The organism is Halobacteriovorax sp. RT-1-1, from assembly GCF_047085455.1.
GTDB lineage: Bacteria > Bdellovibrionota > Bacteriovoracia > Bacteriovoracales > Bacteriovoracaceae > Halobacteriovorax_A.
Window position 1 is genome coordinate 1,286,077 of record NZ_JBKIXZ010000001.1, and the last position, 20,926, is coordinate 1,307,002.

Annotated in this window: 20 protein-coding genes; 6 read left to right on the plus strand and 14 right to left on the minus strand. The window is 35.9% G+C overall.

The annotated features are described in order from the left end of the window. The first annotated feature begins 15 nt into the window (after positions 1–15). Entirely contained in the window at positions 16–1,047 is a 1,032-nt protein-coding gene (locus ACMAWV_RS06415; protein ID WP_412469715.1) for a CpaF family protein, read from the plus strand. Here the strand turns inward: ACMAWV_RS06415 and ACMAWV_RS06420 are convergent. The 3 genes from ACMAWV_RS06420 to deoC all read right to left on the minus strand — a co-directional run bounded on the left by ACMAWV_RS06420 (position 1,042) and on the right by deoC (position 2,431). Then, positions 1,042–1,311, minus strand: a complete 270-nt coding sequence (locus tag ACMAWV_RS06420) for a TIGR02530 family flagellar biosynthesis protein (RefSeq protein ID WP_103216827.1) — start codon at positions 1,309–1,311, stop codon at positions 1,042–1,044. The two genes, ACMAWV_RS06415 and ACMAWV_RS06420, sit on opposite strands and share 6 nt — an antisense overlap. 91 nt (positions 1,312–1,402) lie before the next feature. Then, positions 1,403–1,690, minus strand: coding sequence for a hypothetical protein (locus ACMAWV_RS06425; protein WP_103216828.1), 288 nt, complete (start codon positions 1,688–1,690; stop codon positions 1,403–1,405). Positions 1,691–1,762: 72 nt separating this feature from the next. After that, positions 1,763–2,431, minus strand: coding sequence for a deoxyribose-phosphate aldolase (gene deoC / locus ACMAWV_RS06430; protein WP_412469714.1), 669 nt, complete (start codon positions 2,429–2,431; stop codon positions 1,763–1,765). A 71-nt stretch (positions 2,432–2,502) separates the two neighbouring features. On the opposite strand from deoC, the gene ACMAWV_RS06435 reads away from it, so the two are divergent. The 4 genes from ACMAWV_RS06435 to ACMAWV_RS06450 are packed head-to-tail and all read left to right on the plus strand — an operon-like array spanning position 2,503 to position 5,707. Further along, entirely contained in the window at positions 2,503–3,453 is a 951-nt protein-coding gene (locus ACMAWV_RS06435) for a sensor histidine kinase (RefSeq protein ID WP_392991450.1), read from the plus strand. Continuing rightward, entirely contained in the window at positions 3,454–4,131 is a 678-nt protein-coding gene (locus tag ACMAWV_RS06440) for a response regulator transcription factor (RefSeq protein ID WP_103216831.1), read from the plus strand. 29 nt (positions 4,132–4,160) lie between these two features. Continuing rightward, positions 4,161–4,928 (plus strand): enoyl-ACP reductase FabI, encoded by a 768-nt coding sequence (locus ACMAWV_RS06445; RefSeq protein ID WP_103216832.1) that lies wholly within the window; start codon positions 4,161–4,163, stop codon positions 4,926–4,928. Positions 4,929–4,930: 2 nt separating this feature from the next. Next, positions 4,931–5,707, plus strand: a complete 777-nt coding sequence (locus ACMAWV_RS06450; RefSeq protein WP_392991453.1) for an exodeoxyribonuclease III — start codon at positions 4,931–4,933, stop codon at positions 5,705–5,707. A 54-nt stretch (positions 5,708–5,761) separates the two neighbouring features. On the opposite strand, the gene ACMAWV_RS06455 is transcribed toward ACMAWV_RS06450, so the two are convergent. The 6 genes from ACMAWV_RS06455 to hemC all read right to left on the minus strand — a co-directional run bounded on the left by ACMAWV_RS06455 (position 5,762) and on the right by hemC (position 12,564). Beyond that, positions 5,762–6,961, minus strand: coding sequence for a M20/M25/M40 family metallo-hydrolase (locus ACMAWV_RS06455; RefSeq protein WP_103216834.1), 1,200 nt, complete (start codon positions 6,959–6,961; stop codon positions 5,762–5,764). Between the two features lie 148 nt (positions 6,962–7,109). Next, a complete protein-coding gene (locus ACMAWV_RS06460; RefSeq protein ID WP_103216835.1) occupies positions 7,110–8,147 on the minus strand; it encodes a uroporphyrinogen decarboxylase family protein in 1,038 nt (345 codons plus the stop codon). 2 nt (positions 8,148–8,149) lie between these two features. After that, on the minus strand, positions 8,150–8,848 hold the full coding sequence (locus tag ACMAWV_RS06465) for a response regulator transcription factor (protein WP_103216836.1): 699 nt from the start codon (positions 8,846–8,848) through the stop codon (positions 8,150–8,152). Then, positions 8,841–9,755: a sensor histidine kinase gene (locus tag ACMAWV_RS06470; protein WP_103216837.1), complete on the minus strand. Its 915-nt coding sequence runs from the start codon at positions 9,753–9,755 to the stop codon at positions 8,841–8,843. Before ACMAWV_RS06470 ends, ACMAWV_RS06465 begins: the two co-directional genes overlap by 8 nt. After that, a complete protein-coding gene (locus ACMAWV_RS06475) occupies positions 9,746–11,017 on the minus strand; it encodes a glutamate-1-semialdehyde 2,1-aminomutase (RefSeq protein WP_412469713.1) in 1,272 nt (423 codons plus the stop codon). Before ACMAWV_RS06475 ends, ACMAWV_RS06470 begins: the two co-directional genes overlap by 10 nt. 17 nt (positions 11,018–11,034) lie before the next feature. Beyond that, a complete protein-coding gene (gene hemC, locus ACMAWV_RS06480) occupies positions 11,035–12,564 on the minus strand; it encodes a hydroxymethylbilane synthase (protein ID WP_412469712.1) in 1,530 nt (509 codons plus the stop codon). A 223-nt stretch (positions 12,565–12,787) separates the two neighbouring features. Here hemC and ACMAWV_RS06485 point away from each other — a divergent pair, with 223 nt between their 5' ends. Further along, on the plus strand, positions 12,788–14,119 hold the full coding sequence (locus tag ACMAWV_RS06485; RefSeq protein WP_103216839.1) for a S8 family peptidase: 1,332 nt from the start codon (positions 12,788–12,790) through the stop codon (positions 14,117–14,119). 30 nt (positions 14,120–14,149) lie between these two features. On the opposite strand, the gene ACMAWV_RS06490 is transcribed toward ACMAWV_RS06485, so the two are convergent. The 5 genes from ACMAWV_RS06490 to ACMAWV_RS06510 all read right to left on the minus strand — a co-directional run bounded on the left by ACMAWV_RS06490 (position 14,150) and on the right by ACMAWV_RS06510 (position 20,708). Further along, complete coding sequence (locus tag ACMAWV_RS06490; RefSeq protein ID WP_392991461.1) at positions 14,150–15,133, minus strand: hypothetical protein; 984 nt, start codon at positions 15,131–15,133, stop codon at positions 14,150–14,152. 2 nt (positions 15,134–15,135) lie between these two features. Then, the gene (locus ACMAWV_RS06495; RefSeq protein WP_412469711.1) at positions 15,136–15,939 is read right to left on the minus strand and encodes an HlyD family efflux transporter periplasmic adaptor subunit; all 804 of its coding nucleotides are present in this window, start codon (positions 15,937–15,939) and stop codon (positions 15,136–15,138) included. Between the two features lie 22 nt (positions 15,940–15,961). Next, positions 15,962–18,085, minus strand: coding sequence for an ATP-binding cassette domain-containing protein (locus ACMAWV_RS06500; protein ID WP_412469710.1), 2,124 nt, complete (start codon positions 18,083–18,085; stop codon positions 15,962–15,964). An 8-nt stretch (positions 18,086–18,093) separates the two neighbouring features. Then, positions 18,094–19,740 (minus strand): ABC transporter transmembrane domain-containing protein, encoded by a 1,647-nt coding sequence (locus tag ACMAWV_RS06505; RefSeq protein WP_412469709.1) that lies wholly within the window; start codon positions 19,738–19,740, stop codon positions 18,094–18,096. A gap of 71 nt (positions 19,741–19,811) precedes the next feature. Then, the gene (locus tag ACMAWV_RS06510; protein ID WP_146037768.1) at positions 19,812–20,708 is read right to left on the minus strand and encodes a hypothetical protein; all 897 of its coding nucleotides are present in this window, start codon (positions 20,706–20,708) and stop codon (positions 19,812–19,814) included. Positions 20,709–20,926 lie beyond the last annotated feature (218 nt).

A 20,926-nucleotide genomic window follows, 5' to 3' on the forward strand; every position in this document is an offset into this window, starting at 1 on the left:
TGAAGAAGGAAGAGTATGGCAGAAAATAGTGTATGGAAAATGTTAGAAGACCTTTCAACGAAAAAGGGGATTTCTGAAATTGTAATCAATGGAACAAAGAATGTTTTTGTTGAAAGAGGAGGAGAGTTTATTGGACTTAACGTACCTCTTAATAAGAAAGATATTCTCGATTTCTCAAATGAAGTGGCACTATTTAATAAGAAGAAATTTTCAAACGAAAATCCTATCTTAGATGGAAGACTTCCAGATGGTTCACGTATCAATATTATTAGTGAACCATATGCATCTCAAGGTACTTCAATCACTATTAGAAAATATCTTTCAAATAATTTCCAACTCGATAAGCACTCTCAGCTTTTTGGAATTAATGAAAAATATATTCCTTTCTTCAAATCACTTATTAAGGCCAAGAAAAACATTCTTATCTCTGGTGGAACTGGTTCAGGTAAGACGACATTTATGAATATGCTTCTTAAGGAAGTTTCTCCTGATGAGAGAATCATTACAATCGAAGATACTCTCGAGTTAGTTGTTCCTAATACAAATTGTGTAAGGCTAGAGGCCGGGCTAACAAGTGGACAAGAGGGGCTTTCGATGAGCCAACTTGTTAAGAATACACTTCGTATGAGACCAGATCGTATCTTTATTGGTGAGGTAAGGGGAGCTGAAGTTTTTGATATGATTCAGGCAATGAACACTGGACATGATGGAAGTATGACTTCGATTCACGCCAATTCTCCTGTGGAATGTTTACAAAGAGTAGAGGCCCTCTTTTTAATGGCAGGCTTTGATCTTCCTTATCATGTTGTTAGAAAGTATATTTCGACAGCAGTTGACTTCATTATTCAATTAGGACGTACTGATGACGGCCGTAGAAAAGTTACGCAAGTGCTGGAAGTCAATAATATGGAAGGAAATAATATCCTTACGACTTCAGTTCTTGAAATTGAAAATGATGAGTTAGTATTTGGCGGTGCGGTTCCAAACCTTGCAAGTGAGTTAGCTCGAAAAGGTGAATTACCAACAAATTATTGGAATGAGCTATAAGATCATTGTTGCATCAATTTTAGTGAAAATATTATCACTAAGTTCGTCTTTATTTACTGCTGTTATTAAACAGTAGCGATCGATATCGAGAATAAAGGCTGCATCGTCAGTAATAACTAAGGATTCCTTTACGCCTTTTAACTTCAATTTATGAGCAGCTTCATTTAAGCGGCTATAATCATTTTCGCTAAAGTGAATTTGGCGCTCAAGCAGGCGCTTTTTTGCATGTTTTGAAATTGTTAATTGGTGTGTGACTCTCTCCATATAACCCTTCCTGGCCTTGGCCTAAATGACTCTAAAGTCATTGTGGCACTTTGCTTGGCGCAATAGTAGGTAGGCAAGGGTAAAGAAAATCTTATAACTTCTTCAGTTCATTAAGCTCTAATAAAATCCCAAGCTGCTGATGTCTTAGGTTTTGGCATCCTGATTTGAAGTAGTAATTTCTCGTGTTCTTAATAAGTGATTTAATTCGATTTCGAATGTCATCATTTACTTGAGAATTTTCTGTGATTTTCTTTTTGATACTTATGAATTCGCGAGTGTTTTCATAAGCCAGGTTTTGGTCGAGTTGCTCACATGGCAGACTTGCGTACGCCTTGATTGAAACTAAAGTTACAGTTGCTGATAGCAAAATAGACTTCATGAAAACTCCTTGTGTGAGTCCCTCTCTCTCATCTACTTCTATCAATAGCATACTAAGATGCAAACTTACACATTAGTAAGAAGTTGTGATATTTTTTTCACCTTCCATGATCGCGACACCAGAACTCGTTCCTAGTCTTTTTACACCCATTTCTAGATATTTACGTGCATCCTCAAGACTTCTAACCCCACCAGAGGCTTTAACTTCACATTTTCCTTGAGCCTCATCAATCATTATTGAGACGACTTCAGGATTAGCTCCTTCACTTGAGAATCCAGTTGATGTTTTTATGAAGCTAGCACCAGCACTTATGGATGCTTTGGCCGCTAAACGAATTTCTTTTTCATTTAAAAGACATGTTTCAAAGATAACCTTTACAACTTTTCCGTTTGCCGCCTTAACCACTGCGGCGATATCTTGTTCAACGTACTCAAGATTACCTTCTTTTAGCCTTCCGATATTTAGAACCATATCAATTTCATCAGCACCTTTTTCGATGGCATCTTTAGTTTCAAAAACCTTTGTTTCTGTCGTCATGGCGCCAAGTGGAAAACCAATAACTGTACAAATAAGTGACTTACTTGGGTCAATATGCTTCCTTGCTTCGAGGATATTACTTGGATTTATACAAACTGATTTAAAGCCATACTCATTAGCTTCTTGGCATAGCTTTTTAATTTGTAGGCTACTTGCTTCAGGCTTTAATAAAGTGTGGTCAATAAATTGAGCGATGTCTTGCATAGTTGTCCTCGATAGAAATTCTTTTATTATTTTCTTAACTAATAGTGCCAATAATTGCTAATATTTGCAATATGTCACTTATTAAACGCGGTCCATTTTTTATTCACCCGCTCTTTATCTTTATATCGAGCTTGGTGGCCTTAGGTATTTCTTTATATCTCTATATTTCTTCTTACTTAGAGGTTAATGCCAAGTTAACGGACTTTGTTAAGAAGTCGAATATTCCTCTTGTTCAGTTCCAACAAACTGAAACATGGGTAATGATCTTAATTCTGTCTATTTTAGTTTCACTTATTATCGTTGGCTTTAGTATGGTTTTTTATTATTACCAAAAACTTCGCCAGCTCTATCGTATGCAGCAAAACTTTATTAATGGATTTACTCACGAACTAAAGACTCCCGTTGCTTCGATTGCAATCTTTATTGATACTTTAAAACGTCATAGCTTTGAGAGAGAAAAGCAGTTGGAATATCTCGATATTATGAGACATGATACAGAAAGACTTGGTGATAATATTGAGCAAATCCTTCAACTTGGGCGTCTCGAAGAAAAGAAAGTTGAGCCTGATTTAAGACAAATCAATATCCGCCAGACAATCGAAGAGTTTGTTCATCGTAATCGTCATAATTTCTCTGAGCTTGATATATCGTTTGTACATCTTGATAATGAAGAATCAATCGAATTTGATAGCAAGCTTTTTGATATTCTATTAATGAATATTTTGACTAATGCAATTCGCTACAATAGCAAAGAAGTGAAGACAATGGAGATCATCTTTCAAAAAGGGAAACGTTTTAGTGAACTCTTCTTTGTTGATAATGGTGATGGTGTAGAAGAAAAAGATTTGAAAAATATTTTTAAAAAATTCTACCAAGTTGGAAAGTCATCAAAGGGAAGTGGTGTCGGACTTTATATGGCCACTCAAATTATGAAAATTCATGGAGGACGCATTAGCGCTGAAAGTGAAGGTGTCGATCAGGGGATGACATTAAAGTTATTATTTAAAAATAGGGTTAGTTAAATGAGTCGTATTTTACTTATTGAAGATGAGCAAAATATTGCGAAAGGTATTATCTTAAACCTCGAATTAGAAGGCTATGAAGTCGTTCATGCAAATCGAGGAGATTTGGGAATCAAATTTTATAAGGATCAAGAGTTTGACTTAGTTGTCTTGGATCTCATGCTTCCGGTAATAAGTGGTGAGGATATTCTTGTGCAAATACGAGAGATTAATGAGAAAACACCAGTTCTTGTTCTTTCGGCAAAGGATAGCTCGAAATCAAAAGTGCGCTGTTTTAATTTAGGTACTGATGATTACTTATCGAAGCCTTTTAACTTAGATGAGTTCATCTTGCGAGTAAAGCGTCTTTTAAAGCGCTCTAGTTGGACAAAAAAGGAAGTCACTATATATAAATTTGGGGCCAATGAAATACACTTTTCTGACTTTAAAGCACTCTGCCAGGGAGAGGAATATACTCTAACAGAGCAGGAAGTGAAGATTTTGACACTTTTAACGCAAAATGAGGGTGAAGTGGTTACGCGCGGTGAGTTACTTGAATTATTAGGCTACAAAAAGGATTCAAATACTCGTACCATTGACAACTTCATTGTACGTTTTAGAAAATACTTTGAAGAGAACCCTAAGGAACCAAAACATATAATAAGTATCCGATCTGTCGGATACAAATTTATTAAATAATAAATAACTAAATAGAAATGGAGTAATAAATGGGAATTTTAGAAGGAAAGAAAGTTCTTGTCCTAGGACTTGCAAATGACAAGTCAATTGCATGGGGAATTGCAACACAAATGAAAGAACAAGGTGCACGTCTTGCGTTTTCATATCTTAATGAAGCACTTCAAAAAAGAGTTGAGCCACTAAGTGAACAAATCGGTGGAGAGTTTACATTTGAACTAGACGTTCAAAATGAAGATCATATGACTCAGATGGCGGAAATCGTAAAAGAAAAATGGGGAGAGGTTGATGTAATCGTTCACTCTCTAGCATTTGCTGATAAAACTGATCTTAAAGATCGCTTCCATAAAACAAGCCGTGAAGGTTTCAAGATGGCACAAGATATTTCAGCATACTCACTACTAGGTGTGTGTAATGTTCTAAAGCCTATTATGGCAAAAGATTGTTCAGTTATCGCTCTTACTTACCACGGATCAGTTAAGGTTCTTAATGGTTACAATGTAATGGGTGTTGCCAAAGCATCTCTTGAATCAACAATGAGATACCTTGCAGATGATCTAGGTCCAGAAGGAATTCGCGTAAACTGTATTTCAGCAGGTCCAATTAGAACTCTTGCTGCTTCTGGTGTTCCAGGGCTTAAAGGTTTCCTAAATGATGTTGAAGAGAAGTCGCCACTTCGTCGTAATGTTACTCAAGAAGATGTTGGTGGAGCAGCGGTATTCTTAGGTTCTCGTCTTGCTAACGGTGTTACTGGACAAGTTCTTTACGTTGACTCTGGTATCTCGATCTTAGGAGCTTAGTTTTGACTAAAATTTCTAGTTGGAACGTCGCAGGTCTTAGGGCCTGCGAAAAAAAAGGTTTTTACGATTGGTATTTAGAAGATAATTCAGATGTAATCTGTCTTCAAGAAACGAAGGCATTACCTGAACAATTAAGTGATCGCTTAAATAATCCTGATAACCACGAAGTGCTAATTGCTCCTGCTGAAAAGAAGGGGTATTCAGGTGTTGCTACTTGGGTTCGAAAGGGGATCAATGTTAAGCACACGATAGGGCTTGGTATTCCTGAGTTCGATTGTGAAGGCAGAACGATCATTTCTGAATTTGATGATTACATTCTTTTTAATTGTTACTTTCCAAATGGACAAAGAGATCACGCTCGAGTTCCATATAAGTTAAACTTTTGTCGTGCTGTTGCTGATAAAGCATTAGCTCTAAAGAAGAAGACGAAAAAAGAAGTTGTGATTTGTGGAGATTATAATACCGCGCATACGGCAAATGATCTTGCAAATCCAAAGACAAATACAAAGACGACTGGTTTTCTTCCTATTGAGCGCGAATGGATGGATGAGTTTAAGGCCCAGGGCTTTACTGATTTGTTTCGCGAGTACACTTCTGCTGAAGAGAATGGCCACTACACTTGGTGGACTTACCGCGGAGATTGTCGTGCAAGGAATGTAGGCTGGCGTATTGATTACTTCTGGTCAACTGATGAGTTTGTTTCTCGTGTGAAAAACTGCTGGCATCAGCCAGATGTTATGGGAAGTGATCACTGTCCACTATCGATTGAATTTAAATAAAAAAAAAGCCAGCATAAGCTGGCTTTTTTTATTTGATCAAAGTCGAGAGATATCCTATCTATCAAGTTCGATTGTGAATGCTAGTGCTAGTTTCGCAAACTTTAGAGCGTGATCAGCTGTTCCACCCATATTATCTAGAGTGTCACGAGATGAGTGGATTTTTCCATTCATTTCACGTTTGCGAGTTTCAAATGGTGTTGAAGCAGGGAAGCCTTGAGCAGTCCATGAAGCATGATCTGAACAAGCATAACCACAAGTATCACGTCCCCAAGATAGTTCTGGAAGATACTTATCTAATAGAGAACCTAGGAAGTTATTTTGTGCTTCGTTTGTATAATCTGTGATGATTGTGATGTCATCGTTTGAACCATTGAAGTTTGTCATATCAAGTTGCATAACACCAACAACGTTCTTACCTTGTCTTTTAAAAGTTTGTGCAATTTCTTTAGAACCAAGAAGACCAACTTCCTCGGCAGCATAAGACATGAACATAATTGTTTTTTCAGGTTGGTAACCACTTTGAGCTAGTGTTTTTAAAACTTCAGTAACCGTTGCCACACCTGAAGCGTTATCATCGGCACCTGGTGCGTGAGCGTTTGTGCGTCCCCACCAACCTGCGATTGAGTCACCGTGACCACCGATTACAATAACATCATCACTCTTACCTTTGATTGTCGCAATAACTGATGGTTGTGGGTATGAAGAGTGGTTAAAGAAATCAACACTAATATCAGAACGGTGTGATGTTAGGCTTGTCCAGTGATCTTTAAGCCACTGTTGAGAATCAACACCTGTTTCAGATTTATAATATCTGTTATTGTAGCTAGAAAGCTTTTCAATAACACTTCTTATTGAGCTTTCTTTTGCATTTGCAATGGCCGATCTAACAAGATCTTCTTGGTTGATTGTGTAATCAGCTAAGAATGCATTAATATTTGAGTTTTCTTTTTGTTCTTTTACGAATTGAAGTGCTTCTTCTTTCGTTTGAAACGCAAAGAAACCACCACATCTTTGATGCTCTTCGTGTGCAAGGTGAGAGATCTCAGCTTGCTCGCTCATAATTTTTGTCTTAGCAATAACAAGGTCTTTTTCAACCTTAATAATATCAATTTGCAGATTCGAGTGTAGACTTTGCGTTGACTGGAATAAGTCCTTTCCTGTCACGATGTAGTTGTGCTCAAACGCATGAGTATTAATTGTAAGTAGTGAGAGTCCTGCTAGTAACTGAACACAAATCTTGCGTGTAATTTTCATCTAACCTTCCTTGGTTATTTTATAACTGTAACTAAATTATTTTAGGGCCAATCAGATAATTAAAATAGAGATAGATTCTGTTATCTTCTTACACAGATGTTGGAGAAGACGTCTAGGAAGGGAGTTTGGGCGCTTTGCGCCCAAATAATTAATATTGAAATTTTGTTTGAATTAAATCAACACTTTTACGTACATTTTCTTGATCGATCCACTGAAGGCATCCGTGTCCAAGACCGCAAATCCATTTATTCATCGGCGCATTAGCATTTTGCACTGACTCATATAGGTCCATCCACTTCTTCTCAAGAGTCTCCCATGGAAGTCCTAGATAAGCTGGTTCAAGGTTTCCTTGAATATAATAGTCATTTCCTAGAGTATTTAAAACATGACCAAGGTCATGACGCCAATCGATACCTAGTACATCAATATTGTCATCTTCAATCGCCTGTAGGTATCTAAGGTGAGTCATTTTTGAGTAGTAAATTACTTTCTTATTTGGGAATTCTTTTTTGAATTCAGCAGTTACTTTCTTAAGTACTGGTAGTACTTTTTGAGTGTAATCTTCAAAATTAAGCTCACCGGCTGCTGTATCAAAAAGACACATTGCGTCTGCGCCACCAATGGCCTGAGCTCTCATTTCTCCTAGTAGTTCTGGAAGAAGTAGATCGACAAATGCATCCCAACGTCCGTCATATAGACCAATTTTTGAGCTGTATAAGGCACCAGCATGAGATCCTTCAACTGCATATGTATAAAGAGTGAAAGGAGCACCTACGAAACCTAGAAGTGTCTTGTTACTTGGTAGAGCATCTTTAAGAAGAGTACATGCTTCTCCTTGGAATTTATAAAAGTTCTCTGCGCTATCTAAGAATTTAAGTGCTTTTACATCTGCAACAGTTTCTAGAGTTTTTTCAAGCTTTGGTCCTGGAGCATACTCTAGGCCCATTCCCATTTGCTCTAGAGGGAAGAGTAGATCTGAGAATAGAATGGCCGCATCAAATTTAAAGTCATTGATTGGGCCCATTGTTACTTCACATGCAAGCTCTGGTTTTTTACATAGCTCCATGAATGTATGATCTTTTTTCATACCTTGGTAGTGGTCGTGGTAGCGCCCAGCTTGTCTCATAAACCATACAGGTACAAATTCTTTTCCATTTTCACTTTTGCGATCGTTAAATAATCCCATTTTTATTCCTTTATAATAAGCTTGTAGCCAATTCCGCGAACACTTTGAATCTCAAGTGAGTTCTTTGAGTCACTCTCGGCCCATTTTCTAAGTTTAACAATATAGTTATCTACAGTACGTTGTGATGGAAATTTATCCTCACCCCATACTTCATCAATAATAAAATCTCTTTCAACAGCTTCATTCTTTTTCTTTAGTAAGATTTCTAGAATGGCACACTCTTTTTGTGTTAGATTTAGTATCTTGCCGTCGCCATCTTGTACTTCAAATCGCTTTGGCCAAATTTTTAAATCACCAATAAGAATTTCTTCCTCAAGGGAGTCGATATTAGTCTTAAAGCTTAGTAGTCGATCCAGTCTTATCGTTAGCTCTTTTAGAGCAAATGGCTTTGTAATATAATCTTCGCCACCTGCTTCAAACCCTTCAACTTTTGTTTGAGGGTCATTTAGAGCAGATAAGAAAAGAAGAATGAAGTCTTTTCTAAGCTTTCTAAAGTCTTTAGCAAGATCAATCCCATTTCCGTCTGGAAGTCCAATATCCATTAGAATGATATTTGGTTTGAAGTCTTCGAAATAGTAACGAGCGTCTTTAACATTCTTTGCAAGTCGGCATTCGTGACCGATGTCGCCTAAGTATTCACTTAGTGTATCACCAAGATTGTTATCATCTTCAACGACAAGAATCTTTCCGAAGTTATTCATCTTTACCTCCGTCACTTTGTTCTGATAGTGGTAATTGAATATCGAAGATTAAGCCTTTATCTAAAGTTATATTAAATTGACCTTTCATCGTTTCAATTAATTTCTTCGAAAGGTATAGGCCTATGCCTGAGCCTTTCGTCGATTGGTGCTTGTAGAAAAGCTTCCCAAGCTTTTTGACATCACCACTAAAACTGCCGCGATCATGATATCTGATATTTACGGCCTGTCCTTTAGTACTGATCGTAATTTCAACTTCATTCGAATCAGTATGTGAAATAGTATTTTCTAAAAGGTTTTTGAAAATGATACTTAGAGCAAACTCGTCAGCTTGAAGGCTAATGTTTTTTACTTCCTTAGTTACCGTAACATTCAATTTATTTTGGTAGCCACTCTCAATAATATTTTCTAGGAAATGACCTACTTCAATATCTGTACAATTTAAGTTTCCACCTCGCTCTATACGTGAGAGCTGTAGGATTTTATCCATTTGATTCTCTAGTCGAATCGTATCGTCAATTAAGCGAGTCGTAAGTTTTTGAAGTCTTTGGTTTGAGTCTTTTTCAACTTCATCTTTAATGACTTCAGATTGAAGTTTTATGCTTGCAAGGGGAGTCTTAAGCTCATGCGTAAGCCCTGCAAAGAAAGCTGCAATCGAGCGATTCTTTCTCTGGTCTCTGATAAAGAGGAGAGTGTGAGAGCTCACTAGAATGAGAATAAGGACCAGAAACGTAATTCCTTCCCATTTAATTAGTGAGCCTATGTCTGGGCCCTCTGTGATATTAAGTTTTGCCAAGCGGTCACTCATTTTAAAAATTAAAAAGAGCCACCACAGGCCAAAGAGCCCAATTAGTCCCGTCGTAATCGTTGAGATTAAAAAGAATGGAGAAGAAGCTTTCTTTAGTTCCAAAGTCTGTTCTCTAAATCCTTCGCAACTTCTTCGTTATGTGCAAGTGAACCAAATCCAACTTCATATGCATTTGGAGACAGGTAAATTCCCTTTTCAAGAAGAAGTTCAAATAGTGGAACAAAGTCTTCACCAATATTGCCTGGAATATTTCCAACTGACTTTATCTTATCTCCTGGAACGATCCAAAATAGAGAAGAGTGGTGAATTACGTTGTAGTTTGAAAATTGACCATCGTTATATTCAGCAAGCCACTTCTTAAAGATATTAACAATTCTTAGAGTATTATCTTCAAGCTCTTGGTAGCTCTCTTTTGTCATTTGTTTAAGTGTCCCAAGTCCACCAACCATTGCAAGTGGGTTTGCACTTAGAGTTCCAGCTTGGTAAACACCACCAACAGGAGCAAGGTGTTCCATAATTTCTTTCTTGGCCGCAATTGCTCCAACTGGAAGACCACCACCAATTACTTTACCGTAAGTAACGATATCTGGAGTGATTCCAGTCAGTTCTGCCATACCACCAAAAGCAACACGGAAGCCTGAAATTACTTCATCAAAAATTAAAAGTGCATCATTTGCTTTTGTGATCTCTCTTAATCCTTCAAGGAATGCTTGGTCTTGAATTAAGAGACCATTATTTGCCGGAAGTGGCTCAACAATGATTGCAGCGATTTCATCTTTGTGATCTTCAAAGCATTTCTTTACACCCTCAAGATCTTCAAGCTCTAGAATTAGAGTGTCATCTGCAACACCTTTTGGAACACCAAGAGAAGAAGACTCAGCAGCACCAGCAAGTCCTGATCCCGCTTTAATTAGCATGGCATCAACGTGACCGTGGTAGCAACCATTAAACTTAATAATTTTATTTCTTCCTGTCACACCACGTGCAAGACGAAGTGCTGTCATAACTGCTTCTGTTCCCGAGTTTACAAATCTGATTTGATCAACATGTGTAAGACGAGAAAGTAGGTATTCAGCTAGATCAACTGAATATGGTTCACAAGCACCATAACTCCAGCCACGACCTAAGGCCTCAGTTAGTTTTTCTTTTACAGTTTCGTTTTGGTGTCCAAGAACGAGTGGCCCAAAGCTCATGCAAAAGTCGATATATTCTTTACCTTCGATATCTGTAAAGTAAGCACCTTTAGCGCTTTTAAAGAATTTTGGTGTTGATGTCATTCCTTTGAATGAACGAACAGGTGAGTGAACTCCACCTGGAACCATCTTCTTACTTTTTTCAAAAATTTCTGTGTGCATATTGCTCATATGTAATCCTTTTATATTTATTTTTTTAGCCAAGCTTTAAATTCTTCCATACTCGCGAATGGACGAACAGTAACGCCTTCTTTTGAAAGTTGTTCAAATGTTTTACCAAGTCCACAAGCATGAAATTTGTCTTTTAACTCTGGAAGGTGTTCAACATAAGTTTTGTATTGTGAGTAACTAGTCCAAAAGAATACATCGCACTGTCTAAGCTCATCTAAGAATGTTTCACGAATTTCTTTATTGCTCTTTTCATATGATTCAAATACTTGTCCATAGTCAGAGTAAGAGTCTTTATGTGTTAAGATTGTTAGCTCTTGTTTAGGGCCATTTAAAACTTCAATGGCTTTTGAGCTGCGAATCTTGTCTAGTGTGTCTTCTCCTAGGCCATCACATGATCCATGAACCCACTGGCCATTTTGAGCAAGTAGCTTCCAAGTTGAAGTACCAGCAGTATAAACAGCTTTACCGTGATTCTTTAGAAGGCTTACACCATAGCGCGCAGAAAGAAGAACGTCGTTATTTGGAACGCGAGCATTCTTTAGGGCCTCTTTGTGGATTAGCTCACAATAGATATATTCTTGTTCTCTGTGGTCAGCATGCGGAAGACCAATGAATGCCTTTGCCTTAGAGGCTGGTGCAGGGAAGCTTCCTTCAAGGTGTCTTTCATAGATTACCTTGTCATCAACTTTTCCCTTATGCGTATGAATATAATAATCACCTTTTTTTGTGACATTGATACCAACTGCAAGGTGACAACCGCCTCCATAGCTTGCAAATGCTTTACGCTCACGGCTTACTTCACTTACTGTATCTTTGTCTTGAAGCTTAAAAAGTTTTTCTTCTAGTACTCCGTTGTCATCACGGTTTTCTAAACATTCAATTCCAAGAGCTCCTTGAGAAGCGGCAGCTGGAAATTGACTGTGAGGTAGAACAGCATAAGTCATTCCCGAAAGTAGAACCTCAAGCTCTTTTCTTGAGCTTTCTGTAATAGCAAGTCTTTCGATACCAGGCATTGCTAGAACGATCGCATCGTAGTTGTCATCTCTAAGTTTTTGAATACGTGAGTTTACATTTCCACGAAGCATCTTTGTTGATACTTTTACATTGTCTCCATAAGGTAAGAACTCCGATAAAGAGCTTTCAATATTAACAATTCGACGTGGAGAAGAAGTTCCAACAACAAATTCTGTTAGTTCTTTGGCCATTAACTTACTAACAGTCTCTTCCTTAATTAGGAGAATATCGTAAGCATAGTCACGTTTCGATATTGCTGCTAGCTTTATTCCTTCCGGTCTATCACTTCCAAGATCTTTATATGAGTGTACGACTAAGTCGATTTCACCTTGTAGTAGGGCCGCATCTAATTCTTTAGTGAAAAAGTCTTTCCCTTCGAGTTGCCAAAGTGGCTTATCAACAATCTGGTCACCTTGAGTCTTAATTACCTTTAATTCAAACTCGTCACCAGTTAGTTCTTCAAGTTGATCTTTTACTTGATTACATTGAGTCAGGGCCAATAGTGAGCCACGTGTTCCGATGATGTATTTCAAAATAAATCCTTGTTTATGGTGTGAACGTAAAATACATTAGATAACTTACTTTTTTGTCATGAAATTGTCATTAAAACCAAGCATGCGCGATGAGTCTATTCTTTGATTTTTAACTAAACTGGTCCCATCTCCGAGTGAAAATGTAAGAAAAAGACATTTTTTATATCGTTTTTTTATATATACACTTAAGTCATTGAAATTTTATTAGCAAAAGGAATTGCAAATGAATCGATCGATCTTAATAGGAACAGTCCTAATTTTATTAGGTTTTTTCCTTAACATCACAGCTAAGGCATCGTCTCTTAACATCAACCCAAAACGCATTATTGTAAAGTTAAAGAATGGTAAAGATATTCCGGCGTTTAAGGGAATAAATAAATCAGTTTACTTTTTTGAATCCACATATGTTCTCTATACAAATGGGGATGAGTCACTTTTAAATAAATTAAGAGCGCATCAAAATATTCTTGATGCACAATTTGATACTTTCTCAAAACGTGAGCCTCTTCCAATGCCAGTTGAATCTTTTGAGTCAGAATCAATTGAAGAAGGAGATGAGATTTATAGCTCTGTTTTAAATGATCCAAAACTTTCAAAGTTATGGGCATTTAAAGATGCTGACAAGCATGGCATGAGTGTTAATAGAGTTTATGAGGATAGTGGATTGTCACAATCTAATGCTCCAATTATTGTCGCAGTTGTTGATACAGGTGTTGATTATAACCACGAGGATCTTAAGGATGTAATGTGGGTCAATGCTAAGGAAATACCTGGCAATGGAATTGATGACGACGGCAATGGTTATATCGATGATGTTCACGGAATCAATACACTTGAGCGTGATAGTGAAGGGAATGCAACTGGGGATATGATGGATGGCCATTCACATGGAACTCACGTTTCAGGAACAATAGCAGCAACACAAAATAATGGAGTTGGTATTGCAGGTGTCGCATCAAATGTTCGTATTATGGGACTTCGTTCAGTTCCAAGCTATGGTGATGAAACAGATGTCGATATTGCGGAAAGCTTTCTTTATGCGGCAAAGAATGGTGCAAAAGTAATTAACTGCTCTTTTGGTAAGTCACATAATGAAGGTGGAATGCTGGTAAAGGAGACAATTGATTATATCGCAAAAACATATAACACTCTTGTTGTTGTTAGTGCTGGTAATAGCTCACAAAATATTGATACAAAATTAACTTATCCTGCTTCTTATGAAAGTGAAGGGATGTTAGTTGTAGCTTCATCAACTCGCTATGGTCGCTTTTCTTATTTTTCAAACTATGGTGTTAAAAGTGTTGATGTTGCGGCCCCGGGATCATCAATTTATTCAACGACTCCTGGAAATCGCTACGGAAATATGTCAGGGACTTCAATGGCCTCTCCTAATACAACAGGTGTAGCCGCAGAAGTACTTTCAAGACACCCTTACTTAACAGCAGTTGAATTAAAAAATGTTTTAATGAATAGTGTAACGGCCAAGTCTTCGATGGATGGAGATATCCTAACGGGCGGGGTTGTCGATTTATTTTCTGCTTTAGAAAATCTTTAAAATAATGGCCCGTTAATAACGGGCCTTTTTTTAGTGCCAAAGTTTGAACTTTTCCTGATGTGGAATATTAATTTCAACAATATTTCCTGGAACAATATAATTTAACTCGATTCCTTTAGTACTATTGGCAATAGCAATTCCTTTTTCAGATTCTTTGATAGAGTTACTAAGGTTGGCCTTTAGGTATTTTTTGAACTCAAAACCATCTCCTCCATCTATGACAGAGATACGATAGGACTCTTCTAGCTTTTCATATGTCACAATAACAGGCTCTTTATTTCTATTGCATAGGATATCAAGATAACTTTCATAGTCCCCATTGGCCTTTATTTTCTCTCGCTCGAGTTTATCAATCTTAAGTTGACCGTGCTCAAGAGAGTTTAGAATAATTTCAAAAAATGCCCTTTCTTGAGTAATTGATGAATTTGTAAATAGCTTTAATGTTCTTGCACATCCGGCAACATCAGCTAGTGTTCTTATGTGCATTTGTGCGTTTGATACGATATCAAGCCCACTATTGTGGTTGAGAGAATAATTAATAATAGATTTTATCTTAGCTTGAAGTTTTATTTTTGAGTTAATTAACTGTTTAATGTTAGAGAAACTTTGAAGATCAATGAAATCATTTAAGTCATTGCTTAAATAGTGTGACTTTCTCTTTTCTGTAATTTCTTGTGCCAAGACTATTATTGGAACACTTGAGAATCTGGGGTACTTTTTTAGCATTGAAAAGATTGATAAGTCTTTACTTAAGCTTGAGTCATAGAAGAGAATAAGATCAACGTCATTTTTTTTTACATCTGCAAAGATTTGAATGATCATTTCAACTTTATCTCGCTGTATAATATCATAAGTGTCGTCCAATACTTGCATCAAGCGTTCAGTGATATATTTATTATTGCTTATGATAAGTATCTTAGGTTTTTTCGTCTCATGTTCTGGCATGTGAGACTTATCACTGCTACTTGCTTCTGACATGTTGTCCTGAATGGCCTGCTGTAGTTTTTTAAACATAATTATCTCTCTGTTAATGCATAGTTAAGTGAGGACTCTAGAGGTTTTGTTAAATAAGACAGAATACTTCTTTCCGTTATAAAGATATCCGCTCTTGTTTTGACACCTGGTAAAATTAAATTCTTATTAGGGTCTCTTCCAAGGTGATTTTTAAAGAGAAGTGCTTTGGCCTGGTAGTAGGCCTTACCATTGTTAGAATAAAATGTATTAGAAGAGATCGATGTAATCTCTCCTAGGATTGTTTCATACCTGTTGCCAACTTTAAACTTTAGCTGAACAGGCATTCCATCTTGAATAGAGTTAATATCATCGGGAGTGATTTCAATAGATGCTGTGACACTGTCAGCGATAGACTCTAGTCTCATTATACTTTGTCTTGTTGAAATTCTTTGTCCAATGGCCTCTATCATAACGCTTCTTATGATTCCTCTTGTGTTTGAACGTATATAATGAGTGTTATCCTTCTTCTTTGTTTTATCATCAACAAGTGTATAAAGGAGTTCTCCTTCCTCTACATACTGTCCCTCCATAACATAGAGTGCATTAAGTATTCCTGACTTATTATGTTGAATAGTGATAATATTTCGAGTTGATTCGATGATTCCATTACCACTTACAAGTTCATTTACAGTCGAAAACGATATCCATGCAAAAAAAGCAATAAGAGTAAAGCAAGAGAGTAGGATCATCGATTTTGTCGCTAGTGGTACCCTTGCTTCTTCTAGCAGAATGTCTTGTCCAATATAGTCGGATTGCTTTTCATAATCCGAGATATTTTTAAGAGATATTTTTTTTTGTTCTTTCATAAATCTCATTCCTTACATCTTTCTACACAAGTGCACTTTCTTCGAGGATATTTAGAAGTTCTTCTTTTTTTCCAGACGAAAGTTTTGAGCCAGGTGCCATATAAATTATATTATCTGTTTCTTTTAGTATCTCTTTATGTTCACTACAGAAAATAACAGAGAAATTACCTTTAGAAAGTTTCAAGAATTTCTTTAATAATTTAAATTGTTCGTTAATCATATTTGAAGGGATATCTTCGATAAGAACTACTTTTGCTTGAGTGCAAAATGGTATCGCTAGAACAATCGTCGAATAGAGCTCGTTTGATAATTTCAATTTCATTGAACCGCTAAGAGGAGTATCTATTGTTAGCCCATTTTCTTCAAGTAACTCACCAACACCGAAGATACCTAGGTGTATCATAATATCTTCACGTGAAATAAGCGGGTTAATGTATTTTATATTTTCGTAAATACTCATGTCCTTCAACAAGGACTTTTTGAGATTTAAAGTCAGGATATATTGTCTCAAATAGAGAGTATCAAATTGGCGGTGATCAATTCCTCCTATTCGTATTGAACCTGATTTTGGTAGATATGTTTTATTAAGTAGTTTTATAAAAGCATTTTTTCCTGAGTTTATGCCTGCATGAATACCATAGATTTCATTTGGCTTTATTGTAAGGTTCACATCTTCAAAGATATTTTCTAGAGTGTCAGGATATTGAAATGATACAGATTTGAATTGAATCTCAAAATTTTTAGTGTAGAGATCTTCAATTGATCGGTATGTCCTCGTTTCACTTTTTGAGCATAGGAGATAATGTAGCTTTTTAAATGAAGAGTTAACGGTATCTGTTTTTTGTAGCAGTTCTAAGAGTTTCTGAGCTGGTGTTAAGAGATGCCATAGTAAGAACATTAACCCAAAGAAACTTCCTACTTCTAGGCCTTGATTCCAAATTAAATTAAGACCAATTGCTATTGAGATAATTGCAACACCAACCATAAAACAATATGAGAAGAGATATGTTTTCTGTGAATGCATTTTAGTTTTATGTTCTCTGTAACATGAGTTGGAACTAAGTGAGGATAGGCGAGTGCTAAAGACTGGAAAGAGATTCTCAAGGTATATTTCTTCTGAAGTTCTTTTAAGTTCATCAACGAGATTGTTCTTGTTCTCATTTAAACTATCAAACTCTTTCTGCTTCAATCTGATATTTGAAATATTGTATAGATAAATAAAAATGTAGAGAGGAGCTAAAATTAGAGTAGGTAAAGCAACTTGCCAAGAAAGAAAGATAATTGGAAAGATGAGTAGGGTATTACATAATATATCAATTAACTTTAAAAAGTTTTCGGATGATAAAAACTCTACTGAGTTTCTAATCTCTTCAAATCGATTGTTTTGAAAGTCAATCTTCTCTAACTCCCTTTGATGATCTGACATATTTGATACTTTCTCAAGTATGGCAACTTCGAGAATATAATCTAGTCGCTGAACACACCAGGTTATTATATTTGATCGAATATTTCGAGCAGTGAAGTTTATTGCAAGTAGTAGAATAATACCTGTTGTTGCCGGTATGAAAAATGACATGTCTCTTGCATCAATCATTATGTCATATATAATGATTGCGTAGAGCGCTAATGCTATTGTTGTTATTGTATTAAGTAGTGAAATAGAAATTACAGTAATGAATTCCTTCTTAAAACGAAGAAGTAAAGCCTTGATCCATTTTGGGAAACTCTTTTCTGTATTTCTAAAAATTACTTCGTTATCGAGTTCGTTATGGTTAATTTGTTTAATAAATAGAGCATACTTGATAGAGAAATTTTCGATGTCTACTTGTCTCTTTAAGTCATGATCATTAATTAGATAATGTTGTTCTAGGTGGATGTCATAGCTAAGTATAAGATGATCTCCGTTGTTGCAAAAGTTTTCAATATATTGGTCCGCAACTAGTAAACATGGAAGCGCACTATTTTCAATATTTTTAAGATTGATTTTTAGCTTTTCAGTTTTTAACCCAATCGATGCTAGTGAGTTAATAAGATCAACTTCTCTCATATGCCGATAAGACATCAAAATTTCATTGACGTCTTCGCTGTAATTATCTTGATACTTAAGCTCCATTAAATTATGAAATATCATTTTTATATTCGACATAATTCTCCCTAGGCCAAGTAAGTATCTATTTCGCCAATGCGATTATTCAAAAGATCTCGATTACATAACTTAAGTAAGTTTTGATCTCTGGTATTGATAAATATAATTCGTGACTCTCTAATATTTGCAATATATTCGAATACCTTAATATAGTTTTCTCTATCTACTCCTGCTTCAAATTCGTTTAAAACAATAATCTCTGGTGTCAGTGCAAGCTGTCTGGTTATATAGATTAATGATTTTACTTCATCAGAAATATTATCTTCAACTTCTGATGTCAGCTTTGTATCAAGTCCGTTTGGAAGATTTCGAATTATTTCACCAAGCCCCAAAATGTTAATGAATTTTTGGGCCTTTTTTTCATCGACTAGACCAAAAGAAGTGATGTTCTCTCTAATTGTGCCGTTCCATATATTTGGCTTTGCGTTTATGATTGCAATTTTCTTGTAAAGACTTAAGTCATCAACATCTGATAACTTATAGTCATTTATATAAACTTTTTTTGTGATGGCCTTCAAATTAGGTGCAAATAAGAATTCCTTTGTATCCTTGTCTTGATATTTTAATGAAATAGTATCGCCCTTCATGAATGGAATTTCGTGCTTTTTACCTCTTATATAAATAGGGATAACCATCGAATAAACACTTTCTAGCTTTTGTTTTTCTTTTGCTTGAGCTGAACTTGTTGGATGAATAATTACATCAGACATGACTTTAGCCTCATGTACTTTCTTAAATACTTGAAATATTTTTGTGACTGGTGCTACACATCGATTGGCCAGAATAAGTGAAGCAACAAGTGATCCAATTCCTATTTGTCCTGTTCTTACTAGATAAACTCCTAATGCTAGAACGGCAACAGATGTAATTTGTGTTGTTAATTGACCGAGGTTAATTAACTGTTGCTCATAGCAATTAAGCTGATAATTATTTTTAGCAACTCTTGCCTGTTTCTTTTTAAATTGATTGTTAAATAGTTTAATTCTACCAAACTTTCTAATCACAGTAAGATTATCGAGAATTTTATAAAGTAGGTTATTTTGATCAATATCAGTTATGTGCTTGAGTTGGATTATTCTAGTTATCCTCTTTAAAGAATAGAGTGAGGTCATCATATAAACTGACAGTGTAAAAAATGGAATTAATGCCATAAACGGATTTATATAAAAAAGGAATCCAAAATAGAGGCATAAGAATGGTAGCTCTGTTAATGTAATTATCCCTTGTCCTGCAAAGAATGACTTATTTCTTTGAATCTCTTTTAAGGAATACTGAAATACACCAACATTATAAAAATCTGAATCTGTAATTGTTTTCTTAATCAGCTCTTGTGAGTGTTTACTTTCAAATCGGGCACCTGCAAAGGTAATAATATAGTAGCGCAAGTATCTCAGAGCTGCTTCGGCCATTAGGAATAGAGTTAGTCCAAGTAATAAAATAATCGCTGTTGCTGTTCGATGATTTGGTATCATTCGATCATAGATTTGCATCACAACAATTGGAAGTGCAAAGGATGTAATATTGATGAGTAGACTAAGTAGCAATAGCATTCTTAAAGAAATAAATTCTTTATCGAATACAATTGAGTTTTTTCGAATCCACTTAAGTGTACTAAGCGGTATATGTCCGATTCGATTTGAGCTATTAATCTCCATGTCGTCTCCTACAGTAAATTACTGTAGATAACAGATCGACTTAGATAACGGTGCTTTTGAGTTAATTAATACTAAAGATTTGCGCGTACTGTAGCTAAGTGCTTAGCTCTCTTCTCAACAAGAGATTCAATGGCCATCTTCGCTTGGTCTAGTTTCTCAATCTTTTCTTCATCTAGCATTTTACCGTGATTAAGAATATCTCCTAAACGATAAACACCCTGTTTCTTGTCAAATTCTGTGTCAATTACAGAAGGTGAGCCAAGGTCGACAAAGATTGAGTTATTTGGACAGTGGCCAGCAAAGAACTCTTCAGCAAAGATCTTTCCTGAGCATCCGATAGTGTTCACATAGCTATTAAACTTGAAGTATTCGTTATAATCCTTCCAGCCAACAGCAGTGATATTGATATTTGGAAAATCATTAATGATATCTTGTACTTTCTCTGGATTTCTAGCACTAATATAAACATTATACTTTTTCATTAGGTGCTTAATAGAATCTCTTGCTAATTGTCCTGATCCTAAAATTAGAACATCTCCAGAGTCATATTTTGATTGAATGATTCTTCTTGTAATACCTGCATAAGATTGTTGACCAATCTTAATTAAGTGCTCTTTTCTTACTTCTTTAGCATCCTTAAATAGTTTTTCAAGGACTCTAAGAATTAGAGAAGAGCGAATATCTTCTTTTAAATAATTTGAGAATGCTTCTTTGAATTGGGCAACGATCTCGCTCTCACCCTTAAGCTTACTTTGTAGGCCACAAATAGTTTCTAGTAGAAAGTGATAGGCCTTCTTTCCAAAGTAGTATTGTCCTAGTTGTCTGTCTTCATCACTGAATTCAGTAGTTGTTAGGATGATTGTTCTTTGACATGTAATAAGAACAAACGCACCTGGCATTTTTAGCAGGTGAGTAGGTATATTTTCACTCTTAGTTTGAATGTTTAATAGGTGTATTTTTTGTAGCAAAAAATCTTCCTTGCACTGTGTCGTCTATAATCCCTGTGACTTAGATTACCCAAATCGGTACCCAAAAGTGTCATGGAATTGTAGACCTTGTTTTTCTTTATTCGTCTTAATTCTTTTTGTTAGATATTGTGCTAATTTGTATTGTCTGAGTGTATTAGTCAATATCTTCTTCCATAATATTACTATCTTATATATCTTGATTCGGGGCCAATAGAAAT